The following is a 13,710-nucleotide window of genomic DNA, read 5'->3' as shown; positions in this document are numbered from 1 at the left end:
CCGCCCCGTCGCTGCTGGGCAGCGCATGCCGGCGCACGTCGGCGACCGAACCGTCGGCGGTGTCGACGACGGCCAGCGTCGCGGTGCTGGGCTCGACGAACAGCAGCGCGGTGCGCGCGCAGTTGGTGGCACTGCCCGCGGCCTGCGCCAGCGCCGCGGCAGCCATCACGCCGGACACCAGCATGACGTCCTCGATCTTGCGCTCCGCCAACGCATTTCGAAGCGCGGCCGCCTCGGCTTGATCCGTCCACGTCACGCCGCTCGATTTCACCCGATAGCCACCCGCGGCCGCGCTTTCCCGTGTGCCGAGAATCGCGTCGACCACGCGGTCCGCCGCGGCCACCGCCGTTGTCTGATCGGCGAGTTCAAAGCCGTCCTGGTCGACGGTCACTCCGCCGGCAGCTTCGCCTTCGACGAGCACCATGCGGACCGTCTCGGGCGCCATAGACACGCCAAGTACGACGTCCACCGCTCCTCCAAGTCGTCCAAATCGATTGCGTGTCGTGCGGGGACAGCTGTGTTCCCGCCGCGGGGCATCATCGCTTTCCAGAATTGGCCGGACGGATTTTCGACGCGATCACGGCCCCACACCCCGTCGCCACCCTAGCGCGCGAAGTTCGACGCGTCCGGCAGCCGCGAAGCGCTATTTGTGCCCGCCGCCGCCACCGCCGCTGTGGCCACCGCCGCCGCCACCACCGCCGAAGCTGCCGCCACCGCCACCGCTGTGGCCGCCGCCGAAGCCGCCGCCCCCACCGAGTCCGCCGCCACCACCGAGGCCGCCGCCCCCGCTGTGGCCGCCGCCCAAGCCGCCGCCCGGGATGCCGAAGCCGCCTCCGGGGGCCCCACCCCCGATCGGCCCGCCACCGCCGTGACCGCCACCGAGAGGTCCGCCGCCGAACAGCCCACCGGGACCGCTGGGCGTACTGCCGCCGCCGCCGGAACCTGGGGCCGGGAGGTGCCCGCCGCCCAGGCCGCCGTCGCCCGGGGGCGAGGCGTGCCCGCCGCCCAAGCCGCCGGGGCCGGTACCCGGGGGCGGGACGTGCCCACCGCCGGAACCACCGGTGTCCGGGGGCGGCACGTGCCCACCGCCGGAACCACCCGTGCCGCTACCCGGAGGCGGGACGTGGCCGCCGCCGGTACCGCCGGTGTCCGGAGGCGGCACATGCCCACCGCCGGAACCACCCGTGCCACTGCTAGGGGGCGGGGACGAGCCCTGCCCGGGCGGAGTCTGGTGCGGCGGCCACTGGGGCCCCGTGCCGCCGGTCTGCGGCGGTTCGGGGACGTGCACCGGCGGTTGGGGCAGCACAGGTGGCGGGGCCGACACGTGCGGCGGCCCCTCAATCACCGGCGGCGTCAGCACCGGGTTGGGAACTGGTACGCGGATCGGGGGCAAGATCACCGGCGCGATCGGGGGGACCACGACGGGAACCGGCACCACCGGAGCCGGGGCCGCGGGAATGGGCGGCGCCGCGGGCGGCGGAGGGGCCGCCGGCAGCGGCGCGGCGAACTGCGGAGTCATCGGCTTCGGTGCCGCTACCGGCTCGGGCAGGTTGAGCTTCGCCGCCGGGGCCGACGCCTCGACGGGGGCAGGCGCCTCCTGCGTCGGCACGATCAGGTGCTGCCCGGGGGTGGGCTGCAGCGCGACGGTGCCGGTCGTGCGGATGCCGATCGCCAGCGCGATCTCGAGCGCCAGCACCGCGCTGATGCCGGCGACCGCCAACCCGCTTCCGATCAGCAAGGCCGGCCGGCGCCGCGGTTCGCTTTCTTCGGGCATGAAGAGCTTCTCGATGACGACGGTCGGCGAGTCCGCGTCCTCGTCCGGTACCGCGCTGTAAGCCCGCTCGTCGTCGACCGCCTCGGGCCCGAACGGCACATAGAGGTATTCGGGCAGCGAGTACTGGTCGACGGCACCGGTGCCGGGATCTTGGGCGTATGCCAGCGCGGCGGTCGACGAGGCGAACAGCGGCGCGTTGGCCGAGGCCAGGGCGGCGCCGCGGGCCAGCGCCGTCTCCGGCTCCTCCGGCACGCTCACCGCGAGGGAGGTCGCCGTCTGCAGCGCCGGCTTCAGCGGGGCGATGTCGACGCCCGAGCCGACCACCAGCACGCCGTCCGGCGCGGCCTCCAGCTTTTCCAGCCCGACGATCATGCCGCCGAGCTGGGCGGCGGCCTGGTCGTAGGAATCGGCATAGATCGGTTGCTTGTAGACGTCGGGAATCGAGCCGTCGGAAGTCTCGACGACCGCGAGCGTCGCGGTGTCGGGCTCCACGAACATCACGGCCGTTCGCTCGTAACCCATTGCGCCGCCGACGTTTTGGGCCAGCGCCGTCGCCGCCAAAAAGGCGGACACCAACATGACGTTTTCGATGCGGTAAGCGGCAAGCGCGTCGCGCAACGCCGCCGCCTCGAGCTGGTCGGTCCACGTGACGCCGATGGACGACACCTCGAGGCCCGCGTCGGCCGCGCCCTCCCGGGTACCCAGGATCGCGGCGAGCACCTGGTCGGACGCGCTCGCGGTGGCCGCTTCGTCGGCGGCTGAGACGTCGAACACGTCCTCTTCCACGGTGGCACCGTCGGCGTATTCGCCTTCGAGAACAACCATTTGGATCGACGCCGGTGCCATCGACACCCCGAGCACGATATCCAAGACAACCCCTCCAAAGGTATTGCGAGACGAACCACGGCTAGGCGGAGGAAAAAACCATGGCTAACTAAGTATCGCGCAGAAAGGGGACGCGGGAGGCCCGCAGAACCTATGTAGTCCTTATGAAGTTCTGATAGGAGCGCGACGGTGTGGGTCCGCGCTGCCCCTGGTACTTCGACCCAACTTGCGAACTGCCGTAAGGGTGTTCGGCCGGGCTGGTCAACCGCAGGATGCACAGCTGACCGATCTTCATGCCCGGCCACAGCGTGATCGGCAGGTTGGCGACGTTGGACAGTTCCAGCGTGATGTGACCGCTGAAGCCGGGGTCGATGAAGCCGGCGGTCGAGTGCGTCAGCAGCCCCAGCCGGCCCAGCGACGATTTGCCTTCCAGCCGGCCGGCGAGGTCCTCGGGCAGGGTGAACAGTTCCAGCGTGGAGCCGAGCACGAACTCCCCCGGATGCAGTACGAACGGCTCGCCGTCCACGGGTTCGACCAGCGTCGTCAGCTCGTCCTGCTGCTTCGCGGGGTCGATGTGGGTGTAGCGGGTGTTGTTGAAGACGCGGAACATGCAGTCCAGGCGGACGTCGATGCTGGACGGCTGCACCAGGGCGTCGTCGTACGGGTCGATGCCCAACCGGCCTGCGGTGATTTCGGCCCTGAGGTCGCGATCGGAGAGCAGCACGCGACGAGCCTATCCGCTGCTCGCCGTCGCGCGGTCAGTCGGCGAGATACATCTCCCCACCCTTGGGGTAGCCCCCGCCGGTGGTGGTGACGTGGACGTGGTCGTAATGCCCGAGCCGGCTCGGTTGCGCGCCGCCCGGCGTGTAGTAGACGCCGCGCCAGATCGCGTCCTGGATCCCGAAGCGTTTCGCGTTACTCATCACGTACGCGACGATCTCGTCGCCCAGGGCGATCCCGTCGGCGCTCTGCGGGTTGGGGATCATCACGTCGATCGCCAAACCGAGCGGATGCCACGGCAGCGGATCCGGCCGCACCCCACCCATTTCGTGGATCTGGGGGAACTTGGCGCTGATGCTGCGGGAGACCTGGATGGTTCTGACCTGGAGGCCCTGCTCGGGGGCGAGCCCGGCCGGCAGGAACCGGGATCGGGTGTGGTACCTGGACGCCGCGGGCGGCGGAGCCATCCCGTCGCCACGGGACACATCCGACGCCAGCACAATCCCCACCGGCTTTGCCGGCACGATTTCTAAGCAGCACTCTGAGGCGTCGCCAATAACGGGTTGCGCGATGGGACGGGGCACGAAAGGCGCGTCATCGCCGGCCGCCGCGAAGAACACCGCAGCCGGGGCCAGCGCCCCTGCCAGGAGCAGCGGCGATTTACGGCGCTTCTTGGCTAAGCTGTGCCGACCCACCCCAGGCACATTACGACATGATCACGAAAGAATAAACACGAGTTCTGCAATTTGCGGATGAGCGGCGCATTTCCCGGCGTCGGCAATTCGCCGCTGGGCCTGAACGCGCTGGCTGGGCCGCGACCGGAGGGGCCCTATGCGCCCGACGGATCCACCCTCGGATGCTAGCCTTCGTTGTCGACAGCGCCGATGTAGTTCAATGGCAGAACATCAGCTTCCCAAGCTGAATACGCGGGTTCGATTCCCGTCATCGGCTCCACTGTTTCCGCAGCTGAGACGCTTGAAGACCTCTGCAGACTCTCGACTTTCACTCGAAACTTGTCGCTATCTTGTCGGTGGGCGGTCGAAAAAACCGCAGGTGAACCGTTAGCTGTCCCGAAGGGACGCAGCGACCGCTGCCGATGACTGGCGCGAATCGTCACGACGCGGCGGCCCCCGTGCTCCTCCCCACCACACCGACGCGCCGAGAGCGGCGGCCCCCGTGCTCCTCCCCACCACACCGACGCGCCGAGAGCGTCGAGCTGGGCCTAGGTGGCTCTGGTCGACGTGCCCGGCTTGCGGCTGCATCCCGGCCTGGATGCGGGCTGGCAACAACCCCCGCCCTGGTGGCGAATCTCGATAGTTGGGACAAGTGCCACTTGAGGGCGAATGAAGTGCTCGCCAATGTCTAGCGAGTGCTCATAACGCGCCGAAATGCGTTGTGGTGGAACGGTTTCAACGTCATTCGGCGTAGACTCACATCCCAATTAGATTGAGTTTTACCGATTTCCGTGAAATTTAGGCAGGTAACGCAAGATGAACGCGCAAAAGACTTTGAGCCCCGATGCCATCGCTGTAATTGACGGTGTGCCGGTCCGCCCGATCTTCGGCGGTACCCAGCCGACACATCAGTACGGGATTAACACCAAAGCCGATGTGCTGGTCAACCAGCTAGCGGACGGAACCGATTTAAACAAGATTTGGGACGAGTACGCCGAAGCGCTCAGCGCCTATAACACTGAGCGGTCAAGTATTACTGATCTCCTGACGTTTGATACGACCGCTCCCGGTGAAGCGGTCCCGCAAAATTTCGATATCGGGAGCTTTGAAGAATCAACCGATCTGGGTGTGCCAAAAGGCGCGGGGCTCCCCGGCGCTTTGCCTCTTGGATATACCTTTAAGGACTATGACCTGGCGGGACGGTTCTCGTGGCGTTTTCTGAGGGATGCCGACCGTCGCCAGGTTGACGGAGTTATGAATGGGATTTTGGCAGCCGACAACCGGCTCGTCACGGGCACGATCCTACGTCGCCTGTTCGACCCGACTCAGAAGCGAAATGAGTTCAACCAACCTGTATTTGGGCTATGGAATGCCGATGGCATGATTCCGCCGCCGCACCTAGGACGCGAATTTGACGGTACCACAACACATTACCTTGCTAGTCAGGCGAATCAAGTCGATGCGGGAGACGTTGAAGATGCGATTTCCCTTGTGAAACGTAAGGGATATGGAATCGCGCCCGGTACGAAACTCCTGATCTTGGCCAATCCCGATGAAGCCGAGCTGATTATGTCGTGGCGAGCCGGTGAGCCATCGCGAACTTCGGGGCCAGATGCATCATACGACTTTATTCCTGCGGCCGACGCACCGCCTTTCATTACGCCAGCCGGTGAGTTGGTCGGCCAACAGGTTCCCGGCCAGATCTGGGGTCTCAAGGTCCAAGGCAGTTACGGCGAAGCGCTTTTGATCCAAAGCGAATTCATCCCCAGCGGATTTTTCACAGTTGTCGCCAGTGGTGGTCCCAACAGCCCGGTCAATGTAATGGGCCGTCGCGTTCACCCGAATACTGCATACCAACCCCTTCGGCACATTCCGGGTGCTGGTATTTACCCGATTGTTGGTTCCTATCACCAGCGTTCGTTTGGGGTCGGTGTGCGCCAGCGCGGCGCTGCTGTTTGCGTGCAAGTAACCACCGGCAACACCTACACCGCGCCGAGTGCTGACCAGATTCCGGTTTAGGTCAGCGAATCCGACCACAATGGAATCGGGTCTGAATCATGAGCGGTGACCACGCCGACTGGTTTGGCAAGCTGGTTTTTGACGCCAAGCACGTTCAACGACAGCGCGGTGCAACAGAATTCAGTCGCGGCCCGGGCTTGACGCCGCCCGGTCTCGAAGATGCTGCGCCAGCCGAAGGCGGGCGCTATCACGGTAAGACACCGCGCCGATGACCAGACGCCGGCCAAAACCCAAGGCCGCGAAATCGTTTGCGGCCAAGGGCAAACGCGCCTATCAGCGTGACGCGCGGGGCCGGTTCGCATCTGGCAGCGTTGCGGCCGTCACTTCGTCCGAGGCCGCTGCGCTGCAACGTCGCGCGCGTCGTCGCCGTCGAGCTGCGCTGGCCGGTGCCGCAATCACCGCTGTCGCCGCGCACCAGGCCGCTAGCCCTGCCAGCCGCACCCGCACCGCCATCACCCGGCGTCGCCTGGTCGCAGCGCATGTGGCCCGAGCAGCGTCCGATCACCGGAAGTCCGTTACCCGGCGCGCTCGCGCGTTGCCGCACCGGCCCACAGCCGGGGCCGCGTTTCCGGCCGCTGCGCGCAAGGCCGCGCACGCCGAGGCGCGGCGGCTCACCAAGGGCTACCGCAAACGGGCCCGTAAAGCTCGCAGCGCGCGTCGGCGGACTCGATGAGCGCGTTAGACCGCCCCGCCGCAACCGCCTGGCGGGGCCGGTGTCCCGCTGGGGAAGGCATCGTCAATGACGCAGTTCATCTCGAAACGCGGCGTGGCGAACGTGCCGCCCGTCATCGCGACGTTGTGCCAGTAGCTACCGTCAGGGAATTTCTCGCCGTTGCACCAAGCGACCGCCAAAATGCCGCCCCTGCCACCGGGACAATCGCCGATGGTCAGGTTGGGCTTATGGGTCGGGTCGGCCTGAGCTGTGCCCGCGAATAGGAGCGCCGTGACCCCGAGTACCGCCAGCGCTGCGCCGAGGGCTTTGGTCCTGATCATAGCAAACGAGCCTACGGTTTCGGCTTGGCGTTTGGGCAGATTTAGATGAGTCCATACCGCCCGCCTGAGTGGCCGTATTGCGGTCAGCCCGAGCCCCGTCGGCGTCGGCCCAACCGACCACCGCGAAACGGGAACTCGACTACCCCGCGCCCGGTGACGGCTGTCAGGCCGGGCTAGTTCTCTGGGCGGTTGATTCCCGGCCCTCAGCTCAACACACAGCCGCGAACACAGGTGTGTTCGTGTGATCGGATACACCGAGCGCCTTCAAATATTTGTAAACAAGACAGCTTCATATTTGAAGCTAGACGGTTTATTAGCCGCCACGCCGGAGGCGCAGTCGGTGATTGACGGTGCTCATTCGCGCTCATAGTGTGCGCGTAGGCACTGGCGGTGAATTCACACTGCCGGAAAACCAACACCGTAATTCGTAAGGAAACACCAATGTCGCGAATGCCCAGCGCTACCCTGCGCGCAGAAAACCCATTACAAAACGCATTGAGTCCTGAACATCAGCACGAAAGATTGCAGTATTCCACCAGTCCCAATATCAAAGGGATTGACGCAGCCGTCCAGCGTATCCACGCGCTGTTCGGTGTTCAGGTCACCGAACACTACTTGCGCCGCGCCATCACCAAGCGCAGACTGCAGCGCCACGAGATCGGTCACGTCATTCATTTCTCAGACCGTGACCTGTATGACTTCATCGTTCTGAGCACCAAAAAGCCCAACGCCTAATAATTATCCAAACACGAAAGGAACTTTATGATGGACAGTCTTGACTACCTGAATCAGTTTGAAGCATTCCACTGGCTCGATAAGGACGCCAAACAGCGGATCCGCGCTCGCGCCGCAAAAGATATGGTTGCGACCGATTCCGGCAATGCGACGGTGAGCCGTGACCTCAACGAAGGATTATCAAATATTCTCGCCGGAAAACCGCCCGCAGGTATCAACGGTGTCAATGTTGATTTGGAAAATGTAGATCGTCGTAGTGAAGCGTTGCTATCAAACTGGTTTAACACCGAAGCTGGACAAAAAGTAAGGTGGTTATGTTTTTTAGATGTTGGCGATCCGTGGATCAACCAGATTATCGAAACTGCACTAGGTACCGTAAACTGTTTCGCTCCTGAGACTCAGGTCGGGCCGGCCGATCTGGTGGCGATCAGGGGCGGTGAAAGTTGGCTTCTCGCAGGAGATATCACCCTAGAGGCCGTCATCGACAGCCTCTCAGAAACACTTGCGTGCGATTTTGAGTATTTTGCCGGTACCGCAGCCGGTTCATGCATGGTAAGCCATCACAAACTTTTGCGCAGCATTGCCAAATGCGATGGACTCGGTAGGGACGGCAAACCAAACAAGCTGCGCCGTGATTATCTCAGCGAAAATTTCCATACGATACCGTTTGGGCGCGGCAACACAATCTTGTTGGCGCGGGTTTGCAGGTTTTGCCTCGGCGCATTTTCGGCAGGCAATCACATAGTGGCTCACCAGATCGGAATTATTGAACCGCCGCCGTCTGGCTTCGGCAGGATCGGTGCTGGCCCGATTAGCAAGAGCGAATACCTGTGGAACAAGGGCGTTGTCGAGCAGGTTTACCGCGATTGGGAACTGCGTAACGGGAAACCGCCCTCCCGTATTGAACTTCAAAAGGCATTGCAGGGGACGAAGTTTGTCGGTGCGGGGAGCGAAGAAACGCAAAAGATGACTGATAAAAGATCAAAGCGTAAGAAACCATGATTGACGGGCCTTACCTGCTTAACGCGGCGAGTCGCAGGAGATAAGGGCACCTACGTCGGTAAATTCGACACCAACAATGGGCAGGCCCCCTGCCTGGAAACGATGAGAAAACCAGACAGGGGGCCGAACAGATCGGTGATGAGGACGATCTAATGACAACAATAGCCGACGCGGCTACGAACGACCGCGGCGAAACGCCGCGTATTCCTGACGTGACTGGGTTGGATTCTTTTCAAGCCGCTTTAGCTTATGCAAATGCTGGCTTGTATGTTCTGCCGGTAAAAATAGGAAAACACCCGGGCAGTGTGGTCGGTCGCGATTGGCCTCAGCAGAGCACCCGCGACCCTGACGTGATCGAAAGCTATTGGGACCGCCCCGAGCAACGCGGGATTGCTCTGCACACGGGTAAATCAAATCTGATTGCGTTCGATCTAGATGTTGACGTCGTTGCAGATGAACTCGACTGGTTACGCACTGGGCTGTTCCAGAGCACTCGCGGCGGTCGGGGTGCGCGCGGGCACTACGTGTTCGCCAGTCCTGAGATTTTCGTCTCCGGCGCCCTCGCGCTGTCAGCTGGCAATTTGGTTGGCGAAATCCGATCCGGCAATACCGTCATCATCGCCGAACCGTCGCCACACGCCAAGGCCGACGAAGGTGGGCGTTACCGCTGGGCAAGCCATGGCGATCTGCCGCCGCTACCCGATATCTCACACAAATACCTCACGGCGTACGGGACCACCAGGGCGCGGTGGTCGGGTTCGATTGTGGCATCGGGCGAACTGGTCATAGAAGCGCTAGCGGACTGGACTGGCAATAGCCGACCGAAAGCACTGACCGGCCAGGTGGATTGGGTTCGCAATGCGCGTTCCGGTACTCGTCACCGAACGTTGCGGGCGTGCAAGATCGTTGCCAGTGAGGCCCGCGTCGGTTTCTATCCGTTATCGGCCGCCGTGACAGCTATCGGCGCGGCGATGATGGAGAGCTACAAAAGGCGCGGCGAGCCAGCCAAGTTCGACCAACACGAGTTTTCGCGCCTGGTCGCAGGCGGCGTTGGTTACGCATTGAGCCGCAGTCGCAAGGACATTTTGCAAGAGGCAACTGGCGACTACGGCAAGGGCACTCGCAACGGGTCAGGGGCCATCCGGCGTTTCGCTTACCGAACTCAACGCGGCCGCTTTGGCTATGCAAGTCAGATCGGGCGGCTAGCGTGAGTAAGCACAACGACGATGAAACCGATATCGCCACAGGCGAGTTCAACGCGGATCGAGAGCACTTCGCCGGCCTGTTGGATCAGTACCCGGATGATGATGAACTGATCGGTGATCTTACGGACGCGCTGCGAACCGCACGAATCCGTCGCGCAGTCAAGGAGTTTGAGGCCGGGCGAGGCTGGATGCCGCCACCTAAGCCCCTATCCCTCTATGAGCAGCTCGATGAGGAAGCGCCGCAAGTTGACTACATTTTCGAGGGGTTGTGGTCGGGCAACCTGCAACTCAATGCGCAGAAAAAGGCCGGCAAGACCACGCTGATGATGAACGCTGCGAGGTCGTTGGTGACGCGCACACGATTTCTAGGGCGATTTGATGTCAACGCTGAATCTGACAGCCGCGTGGCGTTTTTGAATATGGAGCTGCCCAAAGCGCAATTTAATCAATGGTTTTCAGATATGGGACTGTCTGACGAAGCTAAGAAGCGCATCGTGCCGTACCACGGGCGCCAGCATGGATCGTTGGACTTCAGCAACCCACGTGCGGTTGATTGGTTGGTCAATTGGCTTACTGGCGAATCAATTTCCGTCATTTTCCTTGATCCGCTGGTCGCATTCTACGATGCTGGACGGTGGGGTAGCGGTGATCCGAACACAACCTTCCTTAGGTGGTGGGCGGTTTTCGAAAGCCTTGTGCTACAAGCCAACCTACGCGGCGTCTGGATCGGCCATCACACGGGGTTTTCGGAAGATGCTGCCAACCGTGGGCGTGGTGCAAGCGCAATGGGCGACAAGCCCGACATGAGCATGACGCTGCGCTATGAACCTGGCGGTGATGGTAACTACACTGACGCGCCGCTGGACACCAAGCGCTATATCAGCGTTTTCGGTCGAGACGTCAACATCACCGAATTCGAGATCGGTTATGACAATCAAACGCGCATCTATAGCGCAACCGGTGGCGGTAACAGGGTTAGCGAAGCAGGCGAACTGTGGGCGCTCAAGATTTATGACGCGATGGCGGCTCGGCTTAAACGCGGCAAATCGAGCGATCTGACGGCCGATGATCTGATGCTGGAAGTCGGCGTGTCGGCAACCGGCAGGCAGAGCGCCGATGTTCGGCGAGGGCGCAAGCTCGCGGTGGAGCGTGGCTGGCTGGATGAGCGTCCGAAGGGCAAAGCGAAGCTTTACCGGCTTGGCGGAGTAGCCCCCATCAGCCGGGGCGGCGCGAACGTGATCCCTCTGAAAGCCAACCAGAAGGGCGGGTCGAGCGGTGTCAATTAACCACTTAACCTCGCTTAACCGTCGATTTCCGGTTAACCGTTTTCGCTTAATCCTTCCCCTAGAAGGATTAAGCGTTATGCGGCGATGACCAGCTGTTTCTTAACCAACCGCTGTGGTCGGTTATCCGCATGGACTGACGGAAGGTGGGACCCCAGGATGTATCCACACGCGAGTGAGTCGCCCGACGACCCATCAAGCTCTGAACCTTTGGAGAAGTCAGCTTGGGATCGCAGGCTGGCCGCTAACCCAAAGCAGCGGTGCACCGCGCATCGCAAGAACGGCGAGCAGTGCCGCAAGTTCGCCATCGCCGGGTCGAACGTGTGCCGAACACACGGCGGAGCCGCCAAGCAGGTACGTCGAGCCGCGCGCGTTCGTCTTGCAAATGCTGCTGATCGCCTCGCCCGCGAGCTGTTGAAAATGGCAACTGACGACAACGTTTCAGATTCGGTGAAGCTGGCCGCTATCCGTGACGCTTTGGACCGTGGCGGTGTGAGCATCAAAGCCGAGATTGAAGTGACCGCAAAGCCTTACGAAAGCATCTTTGAGAAGCTTGAAGGCGGATCGCGCCAAGCACACCGCGCCGCTGTTGGAGCTGGCGAACACACAGCGGGGACACGCGAGCTTCCTGCCGCTAACCATGAGCCAATCGACGCACAGATCGTTGACGATTTGGATGACAGTGACACAGTTGATTTGGACGACTACGCCCGACCGACCACGCCAGAGAGCTACGAAACCCCCGGAGCGTTTGATTCAGACCGGTTTTGCACGACGTCAGCGCCACCGGTTGAGGGCCTGATGAGCCTGCAAGACGCCAACGAGGCGATACGTAGGTTGCGCACGCAGGCGGCGAACAACTCAGCGCGGGTGTATGGCGCTCAGCGAGCGTTGCCACCAGGCAGAAACGCTCGCTAGGCGTGTGAGCTGGGAAAACACGCACAGTTTCTACCGGATAGCGACAAGATAACGACAGATTAGGGAAGCTAGGTAATGTCTCGTGATGAAATCCACTGCACGACAGCGTATTTAGCTCGACTTACCCAATTGGCCGTGGTCATATAATCAGCTTGGTAGGCTGTTGACAGAGCTGCTCTGCCGTCCGAAAGGCCCATCGACATGCACATTCGCACCAGGCCAAGCGCACGCCGTGACTCACGCGGCCGAGTCATCAAACGCTATCAAGCGACCTGGCACGAGCACGGTCGTCCTCACGCCGAGACGTTCGACACCAAAGAGCAAGCTCAAGACAAGCTAGATGCCGTGAAAAAGCTTTTGGCACAGGGAAAATCGCCATCATCGTTGCGGGAGCTCGGACGCGAGCCGTTCGGCATCGTTGCTGACCAATGGCTCAAGAGCCGCCATGACCTCAAGCCGCGCACCCGCGCTGAATACGAAAACCTACTGGCCGTCAAAACTAAGTCAACCGACGCCGACCTGTCGATTGCCAAGACATTCGGGCACCGCCCAGTCAATTCGATCACACGCGCCGACATCACGAAATGGGTTGGCGCGCTGAGTGAAGCGGGTAAGTCACCCAGCACGGTTCGCCATCACTTTTACGTTGTCTCGGCTGTGCTCTCCCAAGCCGTCGCCGATGGTCGGCTGGTCGATAATCCTGCCGATCACGTCAAGCTGCCGACCGAACGCACCGAGACCCACTCTGTCGGCTCCGTTGACGACCCCGAGACATTTCTGACTCCCACTCAGGTTGCCGCGCTGATCGATGCGACACCTGCTCCGTTCGACCTGTTCGTGCATGTCGCGGTCTGGTCTGGTTTGCGCGCTGCCGAGCTGGCCGGATTGCAGGTCCGCGACTTCATTGCAGGACCCAACGGCGCGGTGCTGGCCGTCGATCGGACGATCATCACGGTCAACGGCAAGTTGGTCTATGACACACCCAAAACGAAAGGATCTCGCCGCCGCGTGCCACTCACGGTCGAAACCGCCAACCTGCTGCGCGAGTACTTGGCCACTCACCCCCGCCGCGAGGACCCACTAGCGCCGTTGTTCCCCGCCGTGACGTTGGTCCCGTCGAAGCCGACCGGCAAGCGCGCCACCGACGCCGAGGGCAATCGAATTGTGCCGACCGCTTCCGACGCCCTAGCTGCCTTGTCAGCCGTCGAAGCCGCAGACCGGCTGGTGCTGGACTGGTCGGCTTCGATTCGTCACCAGACGTTCTACAAGGCCGTGTTCAAACCGGCCTTGATGCGCGCCAATCGGCTGGCCGGCCAAATCGTGGTGCCCCCGAGTCTGACGTTCCACAGCTTGCGTCACACCTACGCGAGCTTGTGCGTGGCAGCGGGCATCCCGCCGCTGGAAATCAGCCGGTTCATGGGCCACAGCAAGGTGACGACCACCCTGACGATCTACAGCCACCTGTTCCCGTCAGATCACTCCGAGCACATGACCGCCCTGGCGGCGATGAACGCACCGGTAGCGCCGAACGTGGTGCCAATGCGCCGTCCATCCTGACCACG

Annotated in this window: 11 protein-coding genes, 1 tRNA gene and 1 pseudogene; 8 read left to right on the top strand and 5 right to left on the bottom strand. The window is 62.4% G+C overall.

Annotation, left to right across the window (positions count from 1 at the left end):
• From A5691_RS12940 to A5691_RS12925, 4 genes and pseudogenes are all read right to left on the bottom strand, one after another.
• Positions 1-469 (bottom strand): annotated as a pseudogene (locus A5691_RS12940) (hypothetical protein); the annotation flags it as partial.
• Between the two features lie 174 nt (positions 470-643).
• Positions 644-2,620, bottom strand: coding sequence for a hypothetical protein (locus A5691_RS28335; RefSeq protein ID WP_304528545.1), 1,977 nt, complete (start codon positions 2,618-2,620; stop codon positions 644-646).
• A gap of 130 nt (positions 2,621-2,750) precedes the next feature.
• Positions 2,751-3,323, bottom strand: a complete 573-nt coding sequence (gene dcd, locus A5691_RS12930; RefSeq protein WP_067304154.1) for a dCTP deaminase — start codon at positions 3,321-3,323, stop codon at positions 2,751-2,753.
• Positions 3,324-3,357: 34 nt separating this feature from the next.
• Entirely contained in the window at positions 3,358-4,014 is a 657-nt protein-coding gene (locus A5691_RS12925) for a hypothetical protein (protein WP_197694382.1), read from the bottom strand.
• Between the two features lie 185 nt (positions 4,015-4,199).
• Here A5691_RS12925 and A5691_RS12920 point away from each other — a divergent pair.
• Together A5691_RS12920 and A5691_RS27325 are read left to right on the top strand one after the other, a co-directional pair.
• Positions 4,200-4,273: transfer RNA gene (locus A5691_RS12920), tRNA-Gly, on the top strand.
• Between the two features lie 536 nt (positions 4,274-4,809).
• The gene (locus tag A5691_RS27325) at positions 4,810-6,012 is read left to right on the top strand and encodes a hypothetical protein (RefSeq protein WP_082950291.1); all 1,203 of its coding nucleotides are present in this window, start codon (positions 4,810-4,812) and stop codon (positions 6,010-6,012) included.
• 678 nt (positions 6,013-6,690) lie between these two features.
• Here the strand turns inward: A5691_RS27325 and A5691_RS12910 are convergent.
• Positions 6,691-7,005 carry a hypothetical protein gene (locus A5691_RS12910; protein ID WP_068015589.1) on the bottom strand — a complete coding sequence of 105 codons (315 nt, stop codon included), beginning with the start codon at positions 7,003-7,005 and terminating at the stop codon, positions 6,691-6,693.
• Between the two features lie 441 nt (positions 7,006-7,446).
• On the opposite strand from A5691_RS12910, the gene A5691_RS12905 reads away from it, so the two are divergent.
• The 6 genes from A5691_RS12905 to A5691_RS12895 all read left to right on the top strand — a co-directional run bounded on the left by A5691_RS12905 (position 7,447) and on the right by A5691_RS12895 (position 13,705).
• Positions 7,447-7,740: a hypothetical protein gene (locus A5691_RS12905; protein WP_156675546.1), complete on the top strand. Its 294-nt coding sequence runs from the start codon at positions 7,447-7,449 to the stop codon at positions 7,738-7,740.
• Between the two features lie 30 nt (positions 7,741-7,770).
• Positions 7,771-8,742: a hypothetical protein gene (locus A5691_RS27995; protein WP_156675545.1), complete on the top strand. Its 972-nt coding sequence runs from the start codon at positions 7,771-7,773 to the stop codon at positions 8,740-8,742.
• A gap of 152 nt (positions 8,743-8,894) precedes the next feature.
• Positions 8,895-9,953: a bifunctional DNA primase/polymerase gene (locus A5691_RS27320; RefSeq protein ID WP_082950290.1), complete on the top strand. Its 1,059-nt coding sequence runs from the start codon at positions 8,895-8,897 to the stop codon at positions 9,951-9,953.
• Positions 9,950-11,233, top strand: a complete 1,284-nt coding sequence (locus tag A5691_RS27315; protein WP_082950289.1) for an AAA family ATPase — start codon at positions 9,950-9,952, stop codon at positions 11,231-11,233. The genes A5691_RS27320 and A5691_RS27315 overlap by 4 nt, the downstream gene beginning before the upstream one ends.
• Before the next feature lie 156 nt (positions 11,234-11,389).
• Complete coding sequence (locus tag A5691_RS27990; protein WP_156675544.1) at positions 11,390-12,148, top strand: hypothetical protein; 759 nt, start codon at positions 11,390-11,392, stop codon at positions 12,146-12,148.
• Positions 12,149-12,349: 201 nt separating this feature from the next.
• A complete protein-coding gene (locus A5691_RS12895; protein WP_068015580.1) occupies positions 12,350-13,705 on the top strand; it encodes a site-specific integrase in 1,356 nt (451 codons plus the stop codon).
• Positions 13,706-13,710 lie beyond the last annotated feature (5 nt).

Origin of the sequence: Mycobacterium sp. E183 (genome assembly GCF_001667735.1) — a bacterium.
In the GTDB taxonomy this organism is placed as follows: Bacteria; Actinomycetota; Actinomycetes; order Mycobacteriales; family Mycobacteriaceae; genus Mycobacterium.
The sequence above is the reverse complement of the archived record's forward strand: the minus strand, read 5'-3'. Positions and strand labels throughout refer to the sequence as shown.

Coding starts and splice junctions, on each gene's coding strand:
- A5691_RS28335 (WP_304528545.1), bottom strand. CDS start 2,620: ATGGCACCGGCGTCGATCCAAATGGTTGTTCTCGAAGGCGAATACGCC.
- A5691_RS12905 (WP_156675546.1), top strand. CDS start 7,447: ATGTCGCGAATGCCCAGCGCTACCCTGCGCGCAGAAAACCCATTACAA.
- A5691_RS12910 (WP_068015589.1), bottom strand. CDS start 7,005: ATGATCAGGACCAAAGCCCTCGGCGCAGCGCTGGCGGTACTCGGGGTC.
- A5691_RS27990 (WP_156675544.1), top strand. CDS start 11,390: ATGTATCCACACGCGAGTGAGTCGCCCGACGACCCATCAAGCTCTGAA.
- A5691_RS12895 (WP_068015580.1), top strand. CDS start 12,350: ATGCACATTCGCACCAGGCCAAGCGCACGCCGTGACTCACGCGGCCGA.
- A5691_RS27995 (WP_156675545.1), top strand. CDS start 7,771: ATGGACAGTCTTGACTACCTGAATCAGTTTGAAGCATTCCACTGGCTC.
- A5691_RS27320 (WP_082950290.1), top strand. CDS start 8,895: ATGACAACAATAGCCGACGCGGCTACGAACGACCGCGGCGAAACGCCG.
- A5691_RS27325 (WP_082950291.1), top strand. CDS start 4,810: ATGAACGCGCAAAAGACTTTGAGCCCCGATGCCATCGCTGTAATTGAC.